This is a genomic window from Microcoleus sp. CAWBG58, from assembly GCF_020883045.1.
In the GTDB taxonomy this organism is placed as follows: domain Bacteria; phylum Cyanobacteriota; class Cyanobacteriia; order Cyanobacteriales; family Microcoleaceae; genus Microcoleus.
Genome location: NZ_JAHRFA010000035.1, coordinates 1 through 21544 on the forward strand (window position 1 = coordinate 1; position 21544 = coordinate 21544).

At 44.9% G+C, this 21544-nt stretch carries 22 protein-coding genes; 12 read left to right on the forward strand and 10 right to left on the reverse strand.

What is annotated here, in order from left to right:
• Positions 1-153: 153 nt before the first annotated feature.
• Positions 154-447, forward strand: coding sequence for a DUF2103 domain-containing protein (locus QZ918_RS16945; protein WP_293336954.1), 294 nt, complete (start codon positions 154-156; stop codon positions 445-447).
• On the opposite strand, the gene cpcF is transcribed toward QZ918_RS16945, so the two are convergent.
• Positions 436-1062 carry a C-phycocyanin alpha-cysteine-84 phycocyanobilin lyase subunit CpcF gene (cpcF, locus tag QZ918_RS16950; protein ID WP_293336956.1) on the reverse strand — a complete coding sequence of 209 codons (627 nt, stop codon included), beginning with the start codon at positions 1060-1062 and terminating at the stop codon, positions 436-438. The two genes, QZ918_RS16945 and cpcF, sit on opposite strands and share 12 nt — an antisense overlap.
• Positions 1063-1267: 205 nt before the next feature.
• Positions 1268-1972, reverse strand: a complete 705-nt coding sequence (locus QZ918_RS16955) for a helix-turn-helix transcriptional regulator (RefSeq protein WP_293336958.1) — start codon at positions 1970-1972, stop codon at positions 1268-1270.
• Positions 1973-2064: 92 nt separating this feature from the next.
• Here QZ918_RS16955 and QZ918_RS16960 point away from each other — a divergent pair, with 92 nt between their 5' ends.
• Entirely contained in the window at positions 2065-2769 is a 705-nt protein-coding gene (locus tag QZ918_RS16960) for a DJ-1/PfpI family protein (protein WP_293336960.1), read from the forward strand.
• A 21-nt stretch (positions 2770-2790) separates the two neighbouring features.
• Here QZ918_RS16960 and cpcE read toward each other — a convergent pair whose 3' ends face one another.
• The 8 genes from cpcE to QZ918_RS17000 all read right to left on the reverse strand — a co-directional run bounded on the left by cpcE (position 2791) and on the right by QZ918_RS17000 (position 7364).
• Complete coding sequence (gene cpcE, locus QZ918_RS16965; protein ID WP_293336962.1) at positions 2791-3630, reverse strand: C-phycocyanin alpha-cysteine-84 phycocyanobilin lyase subunit CpcE; 840 nt, start codon at positions 3628-3630, stop codon at positions 2791-2793.
• Positions 3631-3712: 82 nt separating this feature from the next.
• A complete protein-coding gene (locus QZ918_RS16970) occupies positions 3713-3865 on the reverse strand; it encodes a hypothetical protein (RefSeq protein WP_293336964.1) in 153 nt (50 codons plus the stop codon).
• A gap of 336 nt (positions 3866-4201) precedes the next feature.
• The gene (locus QZ918_RS16975; protein ID WP_293144658.1) at positions 4202-5071 is read right to left on the reverse strand and encodes a phycobilisome linker polypeptide; all 870 of its coding nucleotides are present in this window, start codon (positions 5069-5071) and stop codon (positions 4202-4204) included.
• 171 nt (positions 5072-5242) lie between these two features.
• Entirely contained in the window at positions 5243-5323 is an 81-nt protein-coding gene (locus tag QZ918_RS33120; RefSeq protein WP_293145169.1) for a phycobilisome linker polypeptide, read from the reverse strand.
• A gap of 40 nt (positions 5324-5363) precedes the next feature.
• Positions 5364-5540 carry a phycobilisome rod-core linker polypeptide gene (locus QZ918_RS16985; RefSeq protein WP_293145166.1) on the reverse strand — a complete coding sequence of 59 codons (177 nt, stop codon included), beginning with the start codon at positions 5538-5540 and terminating at the stop codon, positions 5364-5366.
• Between the two features lie 214 nt (positions 5541-5754).
• Entirely contained in the window at positions 5755-6243 is a 489-nt protein-coding gene (cpcA, locus tag QZ918_RS16990) for a C-phycocyanin subunit alpha (RefSeq protein WP_293144655.1), read from the reverse strand.
• 108 nt (positions 6244-6351) lie between these two features.
• Positions 6352-6870: a C-phycocyanin subunit beta gene (gene cpcB, locus QZ918_RS16995; RefSeq protein ID WP_293144652.1), complete on the reverse strand. Its 519-nt coding sequence runs from the start codon at positions 6868-6870 to the stop codon at positions 6352-6354.
• Positions 6871-7187: 317 nt separating this feature from the next.
• Positions 7188-7364 carry a hypothetical protein gene (locus QZ918_RS17000; protein WP_293336968.1) on the reverse strand — a complete coding sequence of 59 codons (177 nt, stop codon included), beginning with the start codon at positions 7362-7364 and terminating at the stop codon, positions 7188-7190.
• A gap of 116 nt (positions 7365-7480) precedes the next feature.
• Between QZ918_RS17000 and QZ918_RS17005 the strand changes: the two genes are divergently transcribed.
• From QZ918_RS17005 to QZ918_RS17050, 10 genes are all read left to right on the forward strand, one after another.
• Positions 7481-7672, forward strand: coding sequence for a hypothetical protein (locus QZ918_RS17005; RefSeq protein WP_293336970.1), 192 nt, complete (start codon positions 7481-7483; stop codon positions 7670-7672).
• 477 nt (positions 7673-8149) lie between these two features.
• Positions 8150-10969 (forward strand): cation-translocating P-type ATPase, encoded by a 2820-nt coding sequence (locus QZ918_RS17010; protein WP_293336972.1) that lies wholly within the window; start codon positions 8150-8152, stop codon positions 10967-10969.
• A 386-nt stretch (positions 10970-11355) separates the two neighbouring features.
• The gene (locus tag QZ918_RS17015) at positions 11356-12609 is read left to right on the forward strand and encodes a DNA replication/repair protein RecF (RefSeq protein ID WP_293336974.1); all 1254 of its coding nucleotides are present in this window, start codon (positions 11356-11358) and stop codon (positions 12607-12609) included.
• A gap of 1202 nt (positions 12610-13811) precedes the next feature.
• On the forward strand, positions 13812-14210 hold the full coding sequence (gene psb27 / locus QZ918_RS17020) for a photosystem II protein Psb27 (RefSeq protein ID WP_293336976.1): 399 nt from the start codon (positions 13812-13814) through the stop codon (positions 14208-14210).
• Positions 14211-14627: 417 nt separating this feature from the next.
• A complete protein-coding gene (locus tag QZ918_RS17025; protein ID WP_293336978.1) occupies positions 14628-16277 on the forward strand; it encodes a family 10 glycosylhydrolase in 1650 nt (549 codons plus the stop codon).
• A 160-nt stretch (positions 16278-16437) separates the two neighbouring features.
• Positions 16438-17592, forward strand: coding sequence for a DUF262 domain-containing protein (locus tag QZ918_RS17030; RefSeq protein ID WP_293336980.1), 1155 nt, complete (start codon positions 16438-16440; stop codon positions 17590-17592).
• Positions 17589-18746, forward strand: coding sequence for a DUF3696 domain-containing protein (locus QZ918_RS17035; protein WP_293336982.1), 1158 nt, complete (start codon positions 17589-17591; stop codon positions 18744-18746). Before QZ918_RS17030 ends, QZ918_RS17035 begins: the two co-directional genes overlap by 4 nt.
• Before the next feature lie 3 nt (positions 18747-18749).
• The gene (locus QZ918_RS17040) at positions 18750-19691 is read left to right on the forward strand and encodes a hypothetical protein (RefSeq protein ID WP_293336984.1); all 942 of its coding nucleotides are present in this window, start codon (positions 18750-18752) and stop codon (positions 19689-19691) included.
• 141 nt (positions 19692-19832) lie between these two features.
• Positions 19833-20729, forward strand: coding sequence for a polysaccharide deacetylase family protein (locus tag QZ918_RS17045; protein WP_293336986.1), 897 nt, complete (start codon positions 19833-19835; stop codon positions 20727-20729).
• 112 nt (positions 20730-20841) lie between these two features.
• Positions 20842-21465, forward strand: a complete 624-nt coding sequence (locus QZ918_RS17050; protein WP_293336988.1) for a restriction endonuclease subunit R — start codon at positions 20842-20844, stop codon at positions 21463-21465.
• The last annotated feature ends 79 nt before the right edge of the window (positions 21466-21544 follow it).

A 21544-nucleotide genomic window follows, 5' to 3' on the forward strand; every position in this document is an offset into this window, starting at 1 on the left:
TCTAGTTTGTACTCGTAGGTCATGTTTAGCATATCTCTATGATAGCTTATCTAGGGCTAAGATGGTAGATAGAAATGGCATAGTGCAATAATTAAAAAATTAAAGCCGTCCTAGAAGGACGGGGCTGTAGACCCAATTTCTTGGTAAAAAATCATGAGCGCACAACCCAAAGGCCGCCTAGTTTGGAATCACTCTACTCACCTTCAAGGTTTGATACCAATTTTAGAGCGCCTGACTCTCAGAATGGGCATTCAAACCGTTACCCCAGGCGTCATTAACAAAGTTAAAGGACACATCCCCCACATGACATTAAGAGTGTCAGTACCCATTCGCGGGGGATTTAAAATCATTGCCAGACATGGCAAAACCGTACAAGAAGTCTTTATATTAACCACTCTCACACAAAGGGACTTGGAAGAGACGATCGCCCAAACCCTAGCAAAGTAACAATCTTTCCTTAGCAAGCAAAGCCCGCGCTCTAACTGCCAAAGTTTCATCGCTTTGAGCTATTTCCTCAAGTTTTGCCGAAACTTCCGCCAACCAATCGGGTTTAACAGTCGCAGCACCAGCCAAAGCTTGCAAACCTCCCGCCGCTGCGTAGCGAACCACCCATTCCGGATCTCGGGACGCTTGCAGCAGCGTTTTCACAGTGCGAAGTTGAGCATCTGCAATTTTTGGTGGTGGCATAAGTTCCCAGGAAATCGTCCCCAAACCCCTAGCCGCCGCCCGCCGCACGCTCAAAGCAAAGTCATTCGCCGCCGCATCGAGCAAAATCTCTAAACCTCTGGGATCGCCAATTCCAGCCAAAGCCCGAACAGCCCAAGCTCTCGCTCCGTAATTGTAGCCGTCAAGCTGTTCTAGCAGCGGCAGCACCGCAGGTTCTCCGAGTTGAATTAGTCCGTCAACGGCGGCCACGGCGGCACCTGGGTTGTTGTAGCCGAGGACTGTTATTAAGGTAGGAATTGCTTCTTTTGAGCAAGCTGCTGCCAGTGCTTTGACTGCGTTTAACAAGCCTTCGGAAGAATCTGCTTGTTCGACGGCGCGAATTAGTTCTAATGCCATTTATTTATAGTATTTACAACTGGTTTACAAACAATTTGAGGTTTGAGATTGCTAATTTTAAGAATATATGACTTATGCACGAATAGCCAGAAATCCTTTCTTTTTTCGAGAATCATTCGCTGTAATCCGTAGATTATATAAAAAAGCAGATTTCTTTGGTCTTGATTTGTAAGTCCTGGAATATTGTAGATAGATTCAAAACATCTTAAAGTCGCGCTATCATCTCAGTGCGAGAACAAACATTGAGTTTTCGGAACATCCGTTTGAGAGCTTGTTTGACAGAATTCTGCGTAATCCACAGCGCTGCCCCAATTTCTGCATTGGTTAATCCCCGCGCTACCAATTCAGCAATTTGTAGCTCTCGCGCTGTCAAAAGACTTGCTAAGGGCGAATTAAGTTCGATAGATCGCAGTTTTAACGTTGCCAGACTTGCGGATAAATGAAGGCACAAAGCACCCAAGTTAGCAATTTCTTCCGCACCAAATGCAGGATTGTCACCCACGCGAGCAAAATTAACTGTACCGATGAGGCGACCTCCGCCGACAATTGGCCCGGTCATAATATGCTCGTGGTCATAGTAGGCACAACAGCCCTGGTAAAGTTCGCACTGCTTCCAACCGCCTGATGGTAGAACCATTTCTTCGTGAGCGGGAGCGTGACGCAGGGCGACGTAGCGCAGCACCGGATCGACGGCTCGACCGACTGTTTCGTAGCGCTCTAAAAAAGCACTAACATTGGGTACGCCGCAAACATCAATCTCAGCAATGCCGGAATGCTCGCTCAGGAAAGAAATGCCCCAACGCTGCGCTCCAAAATGCTCCCCAACTCCATCGATAAACCGGAGTCGGAGCTCGCTCTCGTCGCGAGCGCGGGCGATCGCATCAAATAACGAATAAAGAGAATTAGCCATTTATAGCTTCAAAGTGTACCCACTTGGGGACTGTGCAATTTTTAGATTACTTCATACCATAATTCATAGCAAAAGATTCAATAATTTGAAAAATGACAACTCAACCAAAATATCATATTGGCTTGGTGATTTTTCCTGGCATGACGCAACTCGATATGACCGGCCCTCACCAGGTATTTTCGATGATGCCTGATACTCGCGTTTTGTTGTTGTGGAAGAGTCTCGAACCAGTGACAAGTAACGAGGGAATGACGATTTTGCCCACTACTACTTTCAATGACTGTCCCGCTTTAGATGTTTTGTGCGTTCCCGGTGGCGCGATCGGACAGGTGGAAATGATGCAAGATACGGAGGTACTGGATTTTCTGCGCCAACAGGGCAAAACAGCAAAATATGTCACCTCTGTTTGTACGGGTTCTTTAATTTTAGCTGCTGCTGGACTGCTTCAAGGATACCGTGCTGCTTGCCATTGGGCATTTCGGGAGCAGCTAGCAATGCTGGGCGTTGAAGTTGGAACCGAGAGAGTTGTTGTCGATCGCGATCGAATTACAGGAGGTGGCGTAACTGCTGGAATCGATTTCGGATTGGTCCTTGCCGACAAGCTCTGCGGCGAGGAAACCGCCAAAATGATTCAGTTAATTTTAGAGTACCATCCCGCGCCGCCTTTTAATGCTGGTTCTCCCGAAAGTGCTGGAGAGATTTTAGTTGAAAAAGTGCATAAATTTGGGGAACAGCTAATAGAAGCATCCCTGGCTGTTACGAAGCAAACAGCACTCCGATTGGGTATTAGTGGTTAAGTTAATCGTGTGCTGAGCTCTTTACAAAAGGCTATCCATTAAATTCATCACTTCGATCGCTTCATCTGACAAAGATAGAGATGATTCTTGATTGAGGTGATGCTCCAAAACTCCTTTGAGCGCAATCAATTTCATGCTATTTTCTGCTAAAGTTTCCGCAATAGCTGGCGCTGCGGGTAAATAGCCGATCGCCCCCAAGTCCATTAATGCCGATCGCCTCAACTGCAAATTATCCCCATTCAAAGCAGTTACCAACCGATCTCCGTAAATGCGATCGCCAGTCAACTGATACATCGCCCGCGCCGCAGCGTACTGCACCCGCTCCACAGGATGCTCTAAAAAAGGTGAAATTAGCGGTATTGCCTCTGTTGCGTACAGCGTACCCAAAGCTTCAATTACCGAGTCGTAAGGCTGCACGAGGTGCGATTTGCCCGGGACTCGCAGGGCTACAGCTACGCCCCCATCTAAGAGTTTGATCAGCGGTGGAATCGAATCGCGATCGCCCAGCATTTCTAAAGCTTGAGCCGCCGCTTCCCGCACGTAATAATCAGCGCATTCCAAACAGCGAGTCAGGGCAGGCAAAGCTTGTTTATCGCCCAATTTTCCCAGAGCTCGTGCCGCATTTCGCAGTAGGGAATAGTCGCCGATTTTTGTCTGTTCTGATTCTTCTTGCAATGCGGCAATCAAAGCTGCAATCGCTGCCGGTTCCTTAACTCGAAATCTGCCCACCCACCAAGCAGCGTAATACCGGAGACTGTAGTCTTGGGAGTGCAAATTTGCGATCGCCTGTTCTATTGTTAAAGACTCGCCCTCAGCTACACCCGCTGGTGGTGAGTCGGATTCGTCATAATTCATAGTCATAATTCATAGTTAAGTAAGTTGGCGTAAATATTTATCGTTGGGATGGCACAGGAGTCAAGAGGCAAGAGGGTTTGAGTGCGATCTATATTTCGTTAAATAGTGCTGTTTGTTGCGCCTTTCTACTTATTACAAAACTCGGCGCTTGAAATCGCTGCCAGACAAACAAAACCCGCCTGCGCGGGTTGGGAAAATTGGCAATTTCAATCGCCTCTTCCAGGATATTATTAATTATCATCCTCGGATTATTCCGGCGATAATTCTGCTTATTCGCCCAGATTAAAAATGATAATCCAGTATTTTAATCAAAAAACTGATTTCTGCATCTAGTCGGATTGCATTAGCTATTAGACCTTAGCCAAGGGCCATCAATCTCTAGTAAATTTACTAATGACTAATGACCTATGACTGATCACTAATAACTGATGACTTCTGCATCTAGTCGGATTGCATTAGCTATTAGACCTTAGCCAAGGGCCATCAATCTCTAGTAAATTTACTTTACTAATGACTAATGACCTATGACTACTGTTCGCGAGCGGGGACGCTCACACTAACAACTTATGACTAACGACTAAATGGGAGTAATGCTGGCGATTTTCCCGCCCAGGCGTTGAAATTTCTGCATTTGCGAGGACAAATCCTCACCAGGTACGATAAACGCCTTGCTGCTGTGGCGCACGCGGGGATAGCCACCCGTGCGAATGCCCGACACTTCAACGCGGAAAAGCCGCCCTTCTTTACCGTAAGCTGCCGCGCCACCAAAACCGCTGCTGGGAGTTACGTTTTGTGTCGAAGACCGGTATGCCCAACCTTCGTTACCACCAGAAGGCCCAACTACAGCCGTAGCACTGTTAGTACCGAGTTCGACAGCTAGACGGGAGTTATTGCCTTCTAGCTGAGAGGTATCGCTGTTGGCATAGCCGCGATATAACCGGAACATCCGGGTAAAACCAACGGTTTTTTGACCTGTCTGGGTGTTAAAGCCCCGGTAGTAAGGGACGATATTGTCGCCGAAGTTTTCTTGATACTCTATTGAATCGATGTAAGAATCAATATCAGCATCGTAGCCTTCTGTTTGGTACAAATCTAAGTGATAAATTACTTCAGATTCGTCGTAGGGAGCGCGACCGAGCAAGTGTTTGTAGTTTAGTTCGATCGTCCGAGTTTGGAAGCTGCTGTACAAAAACTTGGTTTTGTACAGTTCCGATTTTGCCACTGCCCGCACAAATTCTCGCACCGTTAAACTGCCGTCTCGCAGGAGAGATTCAGCACTTGTCAGGCGCTCGGATTTCATCAAATAGTCGTTGCCCAGCACCTGACGGTAAACTGCACGAATCACAGTTTCAATGTCTTCTTTGGTGTAGTTCGGGCGCAATTCTACCTTGGGTGCATCGCTCAATGCGGATGTTCCCAGTCTGGACGCTGCTGTGGAAATAGCCACCAGATTTTCTCCTAAATTAATAACAAAAATTTAAAGCTTGGTTGAACTTGAGATTTTTAGGACTAAGACCAAGATGTGTTAAATTAAGGTGCACTCGCGGTGCAGCTTGTCTGTACACATCAATTAATCCTAATTTGCTAAAGACGTTTCAAAAAAACATCTTTACAAACTTTAAGCTGTGGTAATAGTTACCACTTTGCCAGCACGTTTGTTGATTTGCTGGAAGCGGGTCGAAAGTCGATCGCTAGACACGAGATATTCGGTAGTTTTTCACCGCACTTGGGGTAAAAACTTAGCCACCGAACCTTGCATTCAAAAAAAATTTTCCGATAAGTTTCGGACTCATGAACTCCCGCACAAAATCTTTAACTGAAATCTGCCCTTCCAGCAGCAAAGATTTGGCACTGGTAACTCGTTCGCTCGACATTAAATACTCGTTACCGAAAACTTGGCTGCAACCGACGCGAATTACTGCTTTCGTATCGTCTTGCCTTCAGTGAGGGCGCACTTCTACTCGTCTCGCTGTTTCAAATGCTTTATTCCTAACTTTTCTGCGGTTTGTGCTTGAGAAGTTCTGAAAAAAATATTTGGAAAACTCGGCTCAGATCGCAGATGCCCGGAATCGTAAACAACAGTTAACACTAAAGCTAACAGCAGCTTACATTTCCGGGCATCACGCAAATCTAGCTTAGAGCGTTGATTGCGTAGTCGATGTAGGAATTAGCTTCAGTTGCAGCATCGCCACTCAAACCGTGGTTGGATTTGATGTACTTGAGAGCTTCAACATACCAGCTAGGAGACAATTCAAATGTCCGGTTGATTTCGTCAATACCTGCAATCAGGTACTCATCCATTGGACCTGTGCCGCCTGCAACTAAGCAGTAGGTTACCATCCGCAGGTAGTAGCCGATGTCGCGGGAGCACTTAGCTTTACCGGTTGAGGTAGAAGCGTAGTTTGGCCCTTGCATTTGTTGGGTGTACGGGAACTTGTTGTACACAGCTTGAGCTGCACCGTCGATCAAGCGCGCAGAGTTGGCGCTCAAAGACTTGGCTGCTTCCAAACCTGCTGCTGCTTGGCGGAAACGACCGAAGGCTACTTGCAATTCGGTGCTGCTCAGGAAGCGGCCTTGAGAATCGGCGGCGGTTACTGCTTCAGTCAAAGGGGTTTTCATTGTTCTGGTGTCTCCCTAATGTTTTGTTTTGTTTGTACCAAAATGATTGCTTGCAAATAATGCGATCGCTCGCTTCTTTACAGGAAGAAATGTTTGCGCTTGCTATTTTTAGCCGACTGCATTAGCTGCGCGGTCGAAGTAGCTGCCGATTTCGGACATCAGCGAGCTGCAATCACCACGGGTTATGCCGTTGGGGTCGTTAGCGATCGCGATCGCTGCTTCTTTCATTTTTTGTACGCCGGTTGCAACGGATGCACCTGGAGTTCCCAGAGCTTGGTATGTTTCGCGCAGACCGTTCAAGCAACGATCGTCCAAAACGCTGGCGTCACCTGCGAAGGTTGCGTAGGTTACGTAGCGCAAAATGATTTCCATGTCGCGCAAGCAAGCTGCCATGCGGCGGCTGGTGTATGCGTTGCCACCGGGGGCGATCAACTGAGGCTGTTCAGCAAACAAAGAGCGAGCTGCATTAGCGACGATTGCGGATGCGTTACCGGTGATCCGGTTTACTGCGTCAATCCGCTTGTTGGCGTCAGAAACCATGCTGCTGAGAGCATCTAGTTGGCCAGTAGCCAAAAATTCGCCACGAGCGTCTGCTTGGGAAACCACTTTTGTAAATGCGTCAAACATGAACGAACTCTCCTACTTTGAGTTAATTGAGTTTGGTTGCGGTATAAAACCGTTAAGTTAAATTTGTTCAGGCTGTTGGGCCTGCAAGGGTTGAAGGTTGACGCCAGCTACTGCGCTGGCCGGCTCGATCTCTCCCTTTCCGCTACCTTCACTATTGTGACATTGCAACGGACATTTAAGAAACCTTAGAAAATTTTACATCTTTTATGAGATGCGACAAACCTTGTTAATCAGTGTTTTTGTTAACTTTCGCCTGTCGTTTCAACCCTCTGATAACCTTTATACAATGCTGGTTCCTCTTTGTTTATTACAAATTATTACGAAAACTTATTTCTGTGAGAAGGTAAATCGATATGAGCCATATGCTGGTAAATCTCCTCCCTGGGATAGATGCCAGATTGCAACGGTAAACTGCCGATCGAGAGATTGTCTGCGATCTTCCAGGGCCCGATGGCGATAAAATTCGAGGCAATTCGAGGTAATTCGAGGATCAAAGCAGAATGACAAAGAATTTGATGGGTTTTTGCTAGAAATTGAAAGATAGAATGTAAATACAGTAAAAATTAATTCTAGAGTTTGCTTCGATCGCCCTTTTCGCTACCAGAAAGAATTGGTTGAAAGCCCGCCCGCCTTCGAGGGAGAAATTAAAATCAGACTATTCATTACTCCAATCCTCGGACTTATAGGTAGAGGTCGCTCTCAAACTGACAACTGTCAACTTTCAACTGTTGAACGTGTCCCGCCCCAAATTCTCCCGCAGACCGATCGCCCCTATTGCCTTTCTCTGGGCAAAACCAAATAATTAAGAAAAGTTAACAAGATTTAAGTTTTGCTAAAATAAGCTAGGGGGAATAGGGAAAAAAAGCAAAAATTATGCCCGATGCAGGATGTTGGCAGAATTTGGTGTTGCTAGAATTCAACAGATTGGCAGGGCCCTGGGCACAACCTCAGCTTTTGAACGAAATATCAGCATTTAAAGACAGAACTTAGCCGTTGGGTATTGGGTAAAAGCTGGAGAAATTGCTAATTTTTAGTTGTAAGGTGGATAAGTGCTGTCAGCGGTAGGTCTACAAACGGCGCGAGAGAGCCACCAGACGCAGTGAAGTTGACAGCTTCCTGGTCTCTCGGCATCGAACCGGGGCCAAATACGAGTCTCAAGTTCAGCAGTTTTTTATTCAGAACTCAAAACTCAAAACTCTTTTACTGCCACCAGCCACATTCATCGGCTGTAGCTTGTCCGGCCGCAGTCCCCTAATTGCCCCATGCTCGATCGTAATTTATGTCTTCAAATTCTCCATCTTCTTGGCACACCGTAGCAATTGATAAAACCCTCCAGCAGCTAAGCAGTAACAAAGACGGGGGCTTGAGCAGCCAAGAGGTGTCAACACGCTTGCAGCAATACGGCCCCAACGAACTCGAAGAAACAGGAGGCCGCAGTGCTTGGTCGATTTTTGTCGATCAGTTCACCAACATCATGTTGTTGATGCTGATAGGTGTGGCGGTGGTTTCTGCATTCTTAGATATCAGGTCAAATACTTTTCCCAAAGATGCGATCGCCATTTTTGCGATCGTCATACTCAACGGCATTCTCGGCTATTTCCAAGAGCAAAGTGCCGAAAAAGCCCTCGCAGCCCTCAAAAACCTCTCTTCCCCGCTAGTCCGAGTCCTGCGGGACGGCAAAACTTCGGAAATAGCAGCCAAGGAACTCGTCCCCGGAGACTTGATGCTGTTGGAGGCTGGGGTAAAAATAGCAGCAGACGGGCGCTTGATCGAAGCTTCCAACCTGCAAGTCAGAGAATCTGCTTTGACGGGAGAAGCGATCGCAGCTACCAAGCAAGCCGATCTCGAACTTCCCGAAGATGCTTCGTTGGGCGATCGACTCAATCTAATTTTTCAGGGTACAGAAGTTGTCCAGGGACGGGCCAAGGCGATCGTCACCAACACCGGAATGCAAACGGAATTGGGCAAAATTGCCGCCATGCTTCAGTCAGTAGAAACCGAACCAACTCCCCTGCAACAGCGGATGAGCCAGTTGGGAAATGTTCTCGTCTCCGGTGCCCTAGCCTTAGTGGCAATTGTCGTCATCGGCGGCATGATTACCTTCGACAACGGCAGCATTGGGTTGGATACCAGCAGATTTGAACAACTGTTAGAAGTTTCTCTCAGCATGGCAGTTGCTGTCGTTCCCGAAGGACTTGCCGCCGTCGTCACAGTTACTTTGGCACTCGGAACTAGGCGGATGGTGAAGCGAAACGCTCTAATTCGCAAATTGCCTGCTGTAGAAACTTTAGGATCGGTAACAACCATTTGTTCCGACAAAACAGGTACTCTGACTCAAAATAAAATGGTAGTCCAGCTAGTCTCTACAGGCGACTGTACTATCAGTGTTGCAGGCGACGGGTATGCCCCGATCGGAGATTTTACCGATCGGCATACATCAGCCCAAATTAATAATTTAGAAGAATATCCAGAACTCGAATCCTTATTAATTGCCTGTGCAGTTTGCAACGACGCAGTATTGCAGCACGAACAGCAAGAATGGAAGATTTTGGGCGATCCTACGGAAGGAGCTCTGCTATCTTTAGCGGGAAAAGCAGGCATTTATAGGGAAAAACAGTCTCAATTGCTGCCGCGCACGGCGGAATTTCCTTTTTCTTCCGAACGCAAGCGGATGAGCGTAATTTGCGAAGTACCCGGAAATTCGGGACATTCGGGCTTTCCTGTAGAAAAAGGACAGCAGCAGAATTATTTGATGCTGACGAAAGGTTCTCCCGAATTGACTTTGGAGCGCTGCCAAGGCATTATCGTCGGCGATCGAGTACAACCTTTAAACCAGGAAATTCGCGATCGCATCCTCGCCGAAAACAACAACATGGCAAGCGCAGGTTTGCGAGTCCTGGGGTTTGCATACAAAATCTGGGAAAACGTTCCGCCCGAAGGTTCCGAGGAAACCAGCGAACAACAGATGATTTGGCTGGGACTCGTCAGTATGCTGGACGCCCCGCGCCCGGAAGTACGGGAAGCAGTGGCGAAGTGCCGCGATGCAGGGATTCGGGTGGTGATGATTACCGGAGATCACCAGTTGACGGCAAAAGCCATCGCCTACGATTTAGGTATTGCGACAGAGGGCGATCGAGTTCTCACCGGTCAAGAATTAGAAAAGCTCAGTCAAGAAGAACTCAAACAACAAGTCGAGCACGTTAGCGTTTACGCCCGCGTCTCCCCCGAACATAAATTGCGGATTGTCCAAGCTTTGCAAAGTTTAGGCAAATTTGTAGCGATGACAGGCGACGGAGTTAACGACGCCCCCGCCTTAAAACAAGCCGATATCGGCATTGCAATGGGAATTACCGGCACCGATGTCAGCAAAGAAGCTAGCGATATGGTACTTTTAGACGACAACTTCGCAACTATTGTCGCCGCCGCCGAAGAAGGGCGAGTGGTTTATACCAACATTCGCCGCTTTATTAAGTACATTTTGGGCAGCAATATCGGCGAAGTTTTGACAATTGCCGCCGCACCTTTAATGGGTTTAGGAGGAGTGCCGCTAACTCCGCTACAAATTTTGTGGATGAACTTAGTAACAGATGGCGTTCCCGCTTTAGCCTTGGCCGTGGAACCTGCCGAACCGAATGTCATGAAAAAGCCTCCTTTCAGTCCGCGAGAAAGTATTTTTGCGCGGGGTTTGGGTTCTTACATGGTTCGGATCGGGATTATCTTTGCAATTTTGACGATCGCGATGATGTCCTGGGCTTACGGATATACTCACACTCCCGGACACGGCGATCCAGATGCTTGGAAAACAATGGTATTTACAACTCTGTGTTTGGCACAAATGGGTCACGCGATCGCCATTCGATCTAACACTCAGCTAACGATCGAGTTAAATCCCTTCACCAACATTTTTGTCTGGGGAGCAGTGATTGTTACTACGGCTTTGCAGTTAATGCTGATTTACGTTCCGCCGCTGAGAGCATTTTTTGGAACTCACTATTTGACACCCTTTGAATTGCTAGTTTGCTTCGGTTTCAGCGCCCTAATGTTTGTCTGGATTGAAATGGAAAAACTGTTCGTGCGCTTGTACAAAGCTAGAAAATAGTAGGATATGTCAATACTTCGTTCGCAGTGAGGACTTCAGTCCGCATCCAATCAGAGGAGTAAAGTCATCACTAAAAACATCTCCTTGTAGGTTCGTAGTGAGGACTTCAGTCCGCATAAAATCAGAGGAGTAAAGTCATCACTAAAAACATCTCCTTGTAGGTTCGTAGTGAGGACTTCAGTCCGCATAAAATCAGAGGAGTAAAGTCATCACTAAAAACATCTCCTTGTAGGTTCGTAGTGAGGACTTCAGTCCGCATAAAATCAGAGGACTGAAGTCATCACTAAAAACATCTCCTTGTAGGTTCGTAGTGAGGACTTCAGTCCGCATCCAATCAGAGGACTGAAGTCCTCACTACAAACATCTAATTACTAATTTCTAATATTATGTATTTGAAAACACTGCACCTGCGGCAGTTTCGGAACTACTTCGATCAAAAAGTAGCATTTGACGCTCCCAAAACCATATTAGTAGGAAATAACGCCCAAGGAAAATCCAACCTGCTAGAAGCGGTAGAATTGCTTTCCACCTTAAAAAGCCATAGAGTATCGCGCGATCGCGACTTAATCCTCGAATCAAAGCCGATCGCCCAAATAGATGCTACACTCGAACGTCAAACCGGAGCGATCGACCTAGCCTTAACTCTGCGATCGGGGGCGCGCCGCAGCCTCAAACTCAACGGCGAACCCCTGCGCCGCCATTTAGACTTCTTGAGCGTCATCAATGTAGTACAATTTTCCTGTTTGGATTTAGACTTAGTACGCGGCGGGCCCGAAGGAAGGCGCAACTGGATCGATCGGCTAGTCATCCAACTAGAGCCGATTTACGCTCACATTTTGCACCAGTACAACCAAATTTTGCGCCAGCGAAACGCTCTGTTAAAACGTTCTAGAGAAACCAGAAAAACAGAATTTTCCCAAAGTTTGGACAAAATGCGATTTATCGGATCAGAAACTTCCGAAGACCAAAATATCGCAGAATCCCCAATGCCCAATGCCCAATGCCCAATGCCCGATTCTCAATCCCCCATTCCCAGTTCAGAATTAGCCTTGTGGGACGCACAGTTGGCGACAGCAGGTGCTCGGGTAATCCGCAGGCGCGATCGTATTTTGGAACGTTTGATGCCTTTAGCGCGCAATTGGCACGGTTCAATTAGCGGTTCTACAGAAGTTTTAGATGTTAAATACGATGCTAATATTGAAGTCAGCTCGGAATTAATCGGTAAAGACAATCTTGAAGGAGTACGGCAAGCATTTTTAGAGAAAATTCAAAAAAGGGCGATCGCAGAACAATTTCAAGGAACCACCTTAGTCGGCCCGCACCGCGACGACATTACATTTACAATTAACAACACCCCAGCGCGTCAGTACGCATCCCAAGGTCAGCAGCGAACTCTCGTACTAGCATTAAAATTAGCCGAATTGCAGCTTATTGAAGAAGTCGTCGGTGAAGCACCTTTACTATTGCTCGACGACGTACTGGCAGAACTCGATCTGAGCCGCCAAAATCAACTTTTAGAAACAATTCAAGAACGATTTCAAACTCTGATTACAACGACTCATCTAGGCGCTTTTGACAGTCAGTGGCTGCGACAAACTCAAATTCTCTCCGTCGTTTCCGGACAAATCAATCAATTTTAGATTTGAGATAAGCTGTGGAGCATTTAAAATAGTATTGTAGGGTGCGTCAGTCCTTTCTCGTTTTCCTTGCCTAGTAAGCAAGCGAGAGCTGACGCACCCGGAGGGCCTTGTTAGTGGTTTAAATGCTCCACAGCTTATTGGATTTGAGATTGATTGAGGGATTGATTTTAGATTTGAGATCGATCAATTAATTTTGGTGATATTGACAAAAATTCTGTTTTATGGTATTGATGCAAAAAACTTAAAAAGTTGACATAATTAGGTCAATTCGAGATAGGATAAAGGTTAATTTTGATTGCCGTTTGCGCTTCCAATTTTCTAACCCTTGTCAACGACCCAGGTCTAAAGACACTGAGCTTCCAGCCTAAGACTTAAACCACAGTTGACCAGACTAAGTACCTTGCGTACTACGTTAATGGTAAGAGTTTAAAGACCTACCAAGGGATGCGAAGCTAGTTCCTTGCTCTAGAAATTTAGGATTAAACAGACTTATTGGGTTAAATCAGTGTCCTAAATATAGTACCGGCCGTTAACTTTGTCGAAGCTAACATTACCCCGAAAGGGATGCTCATAAAAATTAATACGGGATGCGAGAAACGAGCGTGGCTTCAGCCCTTCCTAGGGAAGCGGCGATCTTTACTTCAGTCCCCGTGTCTTTCTTTGTTGCTATTTCTATTGAAATATTGTATTCTGATTGGGAAGTGAGTAAGAACAACCATCTACGTGTTGAGACATCCTAGTTGGCGTGAAATTCCCGCCCCTGGAAACAACGATCGAGTGCAAATTTGATGACAGTATGACAGTAAAGGGCAAGTAATAGCAGGTTGTTGAGCGTACCGCATCTTGGCTGAGCGATGGACTCGGAAAGCGTTAAAAAAATAAAAGTAGCTAGAAACCTGAATTTAATTTGGGTGACTAGGTAGACGGCGTTTGACGGTCGTAGCGAGAGTAAGATTTAAAGCTTCCTCTGTCAGCAGAATCTCAGTGGCTTCAGCCCTGAGAGTGTCAAAAAGGAGCGAACATTATGCGTACAGGGTTGCGAAGTTTGAGATGGTAATTGTCCCATCGAAAGTACACTACAAAAGTACACCAAATCTAGCAATCCCAAGGCGGTAATGGAAAGATTTACGGCGGTTGAAACCGCCGAGTCGTTTCTCTCTCAGCACTCTTCGTGACTGAGTTTCCCACTTACCGATTTTTTTATGAAGCATTACATTTCCCGTCTGTTAGCTCTGGTATTAGTTGTTGTCATCGGCGTAGCAGGCTGTACCAATGTTCCTGCCAGTCTGAGCGGAGACTACAGCAAAGATACATTAGGATTAGTCAGCAGTTTGAGAACAGCGCTTACTTTACCAGAAGGCACGCCGGAAAAAGCAGCCGCTCAAGCCGCAGCTCGTACAAATATCAATGATTTTTTCGCAGCATACCGCCGCGATCCCGCTCTTACCAAGCTGGCATCTTTCACCACAATGCGGACGGCATTAAACTCTTTGGCTGGACATTACAGTTCCTATCCAAACCGTCCCGTTCCTGAAAAGTTGAAAAAACGTCTTGAGTCAGAATTTCAGCAAGTAGAAGCTGCTCTCAATAGAGGAGCTTAATCTCAAAAATTAGGGATAAAAAATAATTTGAATAATTCATCTTTTATCCTTAATTTTTGATAAGCAACAATTTTTAGTAGAAATATGAACTGCTTTTAGCGCCGGCTGTACCCAGGCGCTTTTTTTGCAGGATTTTGCTGTAGGGTTCGCCGCCATTGACGTTTGCATTGTGCGATCGACTTGTGCCATAACTAGGTGAGTCGATTTTAGATTTTAGATTGACTCCACAGATTAATCGGGGAAATTTAACTTGGATCTAAAATTAGGGATCTCGACAACTCAATCGGGGGGCTTGCACCCGTTGTTGAACGGGGTTAAGGTAAAAAAAAGTAGAAAATTTGTAGCTGTGCGTCTGCGCGATCGCCAAAAATGCGATCGCCACCCAATTTGAACTAAAAAACCAGATTCAATTATCCCATGAAAATTGCACCAACTCGCATCGCCAACTTTCAATCCCAGCGACGCTGTTTAAGTGCGGTAACTGCTGTTTTAACCAGTAGCTTCATCAGCCAGCTTGTTTTGCCATTTATCGAAAATCAACCAGCTTTTGCCCAAACATCAGCCTATTGCCAATTATCCAAAGAGCAAGTCAATCAAAAAGAAGACTTGCGTCGCGCCGCCCTGTCAGGAAAACCAGAATCCCAGCAAGCATATTTTGCCGTCTTGAGCAAACACGCGCGGGAAATCGCAGAATGCCGCCAAAAAACTTGGCCCGAAACCCAAGCAGTTTGGCTGCGATTGTATCCCTGCGATGTCAGGCCTGGAGAGATCGATCGCGTATTAGATAAGGTTGTCAACAAAGGCTACAATCAAGTCTATGTCGAAGTGTTTTATGACGGTCAAGTCTTGCTTCCAGCCGCAGAAAACCCGACTGCTTGGCCTTCTGTTTTGCGAAATCGCGGCTACGAAAAGTATGATTTGCTAGAAAAGGCGATCGCCAAAGGTAAACAGCGAGGATTAAAAGTATATGCCTGGTTATTTACCATGAACTTTGGCTATACCTACGCTCAGCGTTCCGACAGACAGCAAACCCTCGCCCTCAACGGCAAAAATCAGACAAGTTTAACAGTAATTCAAGACGCAGGTTTAGACGATCAAACCGGAGAAAGTCACGCCACCCACGCCTTTGTCGATCCCTACAATCCGCAAGCAAAGCAAGACTATTCTTTGTTGGTAAATCAAATAGTCAAGCGCAGGCCACAAGGAATGTTATTCGACTACATTCGTTATGTCCGTGGTGTCGGATCTGCTTCAGTTGCAACCAAAGTTCAAGACTTGTGGATTTACGGCCAAGCATCGCAGCAAATGCTTTTGCAGCGAGCGAACAATCAGCAAGGACGAGACTTAATTCAGCGATATTTGACTAAAGGATTTATCAATACTAATGACGTTCAAGCCGTAGTCAAACAGTATCCAACCGAGCAAGAACCTCTTTGGCAGGGGCGAATTCCGCGAGCCATCCCAGTAGCAACTCCAGCTTCTAGAAGGGGAAATGCCACATCAAAAGCAGCTTCAATAACTCCCGCTACAAAATCGCCAAACCCTGCAACTCCCACACCAAAACCGACACCAACACCGCCACTTCCAGATACCAGCATTCTGCAAAAAGACCTCTGGCAACTAAGCGTTGGTCACGCAGTCCAAGGGATTTTAGATTTTTTTGGAATGGCAACTCAACCAGCTCAAAGGATGGGGATTCCTGTAGGAGCAGTATTTTTTCCCAATGGAAATCAAAAGATAAATCAAGGGGGATTTGATTCGAGATTGCAGCCTTGGGACAGGTTTCCGGCTGGTGTAGAATTTCACGCGATGTCTTACGGCAATTGTGGGGATGTAAGCTGCATTGTGCCGCAGGTGCAGCGGACTTTGAGTTTAGCACCTCCGGGAGCAAAAATCATTCCTGCGATCGCCGGAGATTGGGGAAAACCTCTGAAAAATCGTCCGTCTTTGGAGATTCAAATGCGGGCAATTCGTGCTGCAACGCCACAAATTAATGCGGTGAGCCATTTTTCTTTTGGCTGGCAAGAACCGGAGGATGAAAGGGCGCGGCAAACTTGCCGGATGTAGTACAATTATTTGTAGAGACGCAATTCGTAGCGTCTCTATAAACGGCAATTTGTGCGATAATTTTTGGAAATGTTCCTTCTTGTTAGGATCGCAGCGTCATCCAATTTTTATTAGGACAATACGAAATTATAATAAAAATTAACACAAAGGAGTATTTCCTATGGTAGGTCAGCCAGAACTAGAACAGCAAGTATCGAACCAAGATTCAATAATTAATGACTTAAATTTGAGTCAAGAAGAAGATAATGGTGATGAACTTTATGAAACCGACATATTGATATACGATCCTGATGAAATTAATATTTTCACCAGAGAACCAACCATCGAGCAACTCCTAAGAAGAATCAATGAGGAAGCTCTTGACTTAGCACCCGACTTTCAGCGCCATGCAAACATCTGGAAAGATGACGCAAAAAGCAGACTGATTGAATCTATCCTGATTCGGATTCCATTACCAGCTTTTTATATAGATGCAACTGATGAAGATAAATGGTTAGTTGTGGATGGATTGCAGCGGCTATCTGCTCTCAAGCAATTTATGAGCGATAAAACACTGAAGTTATGCGGACTAGAATACCTGCTCAATTTAGAGGACAAAACTTACGATGAAATAGAACGCAGATACCAGCGAAGAATTGAAGAGACTCAGGTCACAGTTTATTTGATTGAAAAAGGTACGCCTCCTGAAGTTAAATATAATATTTTTAAACGAATTAATACAGGTGGACTGCCGATGTCTCCTCAAGAAATCCGCCATGCTCTCAACCCTGGTAAGGCAACAAAATTCTTAGCTAAACTTGCTAAATCTAATGAATTCGAGCAAGTTACTAATCTTAGTGATTCGCGAAAAATGCGGATGGAAGATCGGGAATTTATACTCGGTTCTTTAGCCTTTATGCTTACATCTTATAAAAATTATCAATCTGAAACAAGAGATTTATTTTTGACTAAAGCCTTATCCAAGGTTAATAATATGTCCGAAGCCGAATTAGGAACCATTGAAAATAGTTTCAAAAAGGCGATGGTTGCAGCATGGGAAATATTTGAAAAAAACGCCTTCCGTAAAGTATCTCAAAACCAGAAAAAAAAGTTTCCAATTAATAAAGCCTTGTTTGAAGTTTGGTCTGTTAATCTCAGTTTACTTGACGACGAGCAACTTGATATATTGAAGCAGCATAAGGAGCAATTGATTGAAAAATTTAGAAATTATGTAGATAGCGATCGAGATTTTTTGACTTCTATCTCTCAAGCAGCGGAAAAAATTGAGTATAGATTTAGGATAATTGAACAAATAATTCAGGAGGTTCTGGCATGATTACTTCACTGCACTTGCTCAACTTTAAACCTTTTGCGAATCAGTTATTAAAATTCAAAAATTTAACGTTATTTTCAGGTTTAAACAGCACTGGTAAATCTTCTGTCATGCAATCGCTTTTGCTGCTGCGCCAATCTTATCAACAGGGTTTATTGCCAGGAAAAGGGTTGGCACTTAATGGCGATTTTGTAAAAGTTGGCACGGCTCAGGATGCACTTTTTGAGGGAGCAAAAGACGATTTTATTGGTTTTAATATTGTTTGGAAAAACAACAGTGAGGCGGTATGGCATTTTAAATATGACAAAGAGGTAGTAGATGTATTGAATATTGCATTGGAACAAGTTACCTCGGAAGTGTATAAATCTAATCTTTTTGGCAATAATTTTCACTACCTTCAGGCTGAACGGATCGGGCCGCGCTCATTTAATGAAATGTCGGATTACCAAGTACGACAGCTCGGTCAACTAGGTATCAAGGGTGAATATGCAGCTCATTTTCTGGCTATTAATGGACGGAAAGTTATTCCCAATAGCAGTCTCAGTCATCCAGAGGTAAAATTAAAGACTCAAAGACAAAAAGATCAATCCACAGCACAATCAATGGATTTAATAGACCAAGTTGAGGCATGGATGGGAGAAGTGAGTCCGGGTACGCGCCTTAAAATTGATGCCAAATCGGATGTCGATTTGATGAGTTTTCAATATTCCTATGGAGATAGCAATCCTTACCGTGCAACTAATGTGGGATTTGGAATTAGCTACACTTTACCGATTATTGTAGCGGCACTTGCATCAACACCGGGTACAATCATTTTAATTGAAAATCCTGAAGCGCATCTCCATCCCAAAGGACAAGTTAAAATGGGTGAATTGTTAGCTTTGGCAGCTAGCGGTGGCGTTCAAGTTGCGATCGAAACTCACAGCGATCATGTTTTAAATGGGATTCGCCTTGCGGTTCACGGGGGAAAACTTGACCCGAAGGATGTTCAGTTGCATTACTTCCAGCGTCAAAATCAAGAAGGACAAGCTGTGACTGATGTAGTATCTCCTAAAATCGATCGCAACGGACGAATTGATCGCTGGCCGGATGGTTTTTTTGATGAGTGGGATAACAGTTTGGAGATTTTGTTGCAACCTGCGGTGGAAGGAGCATAAGCCATGGATTTGGAGATGGTGTTTAATGAGCTATCCGCGCGAAATCTTGCTCCTGATATTTCTACAGCACAACAATGGATGTCAGAATTAATTAGTACGATGCGTGAAGCTAAACGCTGGGGATTCAAGGGAATCCGCACTCAAGCAGATTTTCACGCTATGGTTCTTGCAGAAAACTATCCTCTTTCTCGTTGGCGCAACGATTCTACAGTTAATAGAGAAGAGCGGACTTTTCTGAGAACTCTGGCAACTAAAACTCCTTTATCCGTTGATATTCCCGATCTAAATATTAAAATAAAAGTTGAAGATCCAGATTGTGAGTTAAGTTTACAGGGCAGCCAAGCAGAAGGCTTTAAAGTTGCTCACTATCTTGAAACATTGGCAATTAGTCTGAATTCAGATTCGCTGTGGAATGGTAGCCGCATCAAGTTAGAATTGATACAAATTGATGAGAATAGGGAGCTGATAGAAGAAAGTGTAGAGATTGTTCATGCTAGTCAGAAAAACCACGTTCTCGAACACGCTGATTGGATTAAAAAGCGTCAGCAAACAGGAGTTGCTGATGGTTTGGAGCTTTGGAACCGTCGAGTTGAGTTATTCTCCAACCTGGAATTTTGCGCTTGCGTCAACCCACAGATACAAAGCGTTGTCGATCCAACAATGTTACGACAAGTTGTCAGAAAGTTATTTGAGCTTGATACCTTATCCAAAAATTGGACAGACGGAGCGCTCAATTTGGAGCAGCTTCCTAGCAAGGTATCTCCAGAAAGTGAGTCAAGGCTTAAGCAGTTTAAAGAGCAGCTAAATATTAAATGTCTTGACGGAACAAAGCGTATTTTTAGTTTGCACGTCCGCATGACACCGGGAGCTTGGCGACTTCATTTCTGCACAGAATTAGGGCCGGGAAAGATAATCATTGGATATATTGGCCCCAAAATACAATAATTTTAAGATTCGCCAAACTTTTATCTGAATGTTTTGGCGTGGCGTAAATGGCTGTTTTTAAACAAAACTTAATTTAGCCAACTCTCAAGCTGACAAAGCTGTAAGCGATAATTAGATCGTTAACAGCAAATAGTACAGTGCATGACTCGCAAATTCACTAAAAAATCTGCAATTAAAACCTTTATAGTTGTCGCAGCCCTTGCCCTAATTTTCCTGTTTGCTGAAAACCAAAAAACTGCGAATTCCAATTCGATCGCCCAAATCCCCCCTTTTGGCAATCCCCCGCCAAACCTTCTGAAACCGCCCAAACCCCAAAAACTCCCTTCTCCCGTCGCAACTCCGTCTCCGAAACCTCTCGTAGAACCTTTAGTTTTCGCACCGCCGGCGCAATTTCGCGGACAAATTATTTACGAAGCAAGTATCAACAACTCGAAAGTTATCGCCCTGACTTTTGATGATGGCCCAACTGCGGAAACTTTGAAAATATTAAAGATATTGCAGAAACATAACGCGGTAGCTACGTTTTTCTGCTTGGGTGCAAATTTGCGAGAAAATCCAGAAATTGCCAAACAAGTAGTAAAGGCCGGAAATGCGATCGGCAATCATACTTGGCATCACTTTTATCACAACGTCACGGAAAAAACAGCAGCCGATGAAATTGATAATACTGGTGTTCATATTTATCGATCGACTGGGGCGAAAAGTTTGTTGTTTCGTCCTCCCGGTGGCCGCTTAAATAACGGTTTTGCGGATTACGCCAAAAAGAAAAATTATGTAGTAGTCATGTGGTCGATCGATCCTAAGGACTTTCTGCAACCTCCGGCATCTGCGATCGCCCGCAGCGTGCTGTCTCAAGCAAAATCGGGGGCGATCGTATTGTTGCATGACGGCGGTGGCGATCGGCAGGAAACAGTCGAGGCCGTATCTGTAATTATTCCCAAACTCAAACAGCAGGGATACCGCTTTGTCACAGTACCGCAATTACTGGAAATGCAAGCCGCCCAAAAACAGGAAAAGGGCGATCGTAAATCCCCATAAACACACCTCGTATCTCATCTGCGTTAATCCGCGTTAATCTGCCTTTATCTGCGGTTCAAAATCCCGATCGTGCTAAACTTACGAATAACCATAAAAACTTTTATCAATCCTGATGCAAAAACTACAAGCAAGAGATATTAACCTCCGCTATTTAATAGACAACTTCGGTTTGCAGCGAGTTCGGAATCTAGAATTTTTCCGAGAATGGCAAGAAAACTTGCCCGAAGTAACTGACTTTGAGAAACAATTACTCGATCGCGTCCAAGACATATACTTTAACTTAGTAGACACCCCGCCTGTGTTGGAGAATGCAGTCAAGCTAACAATCATCAGCCCGATTTTGTTTATTGCCGGTCTCTTTGAGTCTCCTTTTCAAGTAAAAGCCGAAAAATCCATCGCAATTCAAGAAGAAGACGAAGGCAGAATCATCGAAGGCAGAATAGATATCTTAATTATGAAAGCAAATTTGTGGGTGACAGTCATTGAATCCAAACAACTTGCTTTCTCCACAGACGAAGCACTTTCCCAACTCCTGACATATATGCTGGCAGATCCGAATCCAGAAACTCCTTCTTTTGGGATGATTTCCACAGGTGCTAACTTCAGTTTTGTCAAATTAGTCAGAGGCGAAATACCTCAGTATTCCTTATCTAATCAATTCACAATTTCCAATCTAGGCAATGAATTGTACCGCGTTTTACAGATTTTAAAACGCCTGAGTCAACTTCCAGACTAGCCAGAAAAGCCATTTTGAGCTATCATTTCAAAATGACAATATCTCAGAGGATATCCGAAAAAAAACAATTAAATTGGTT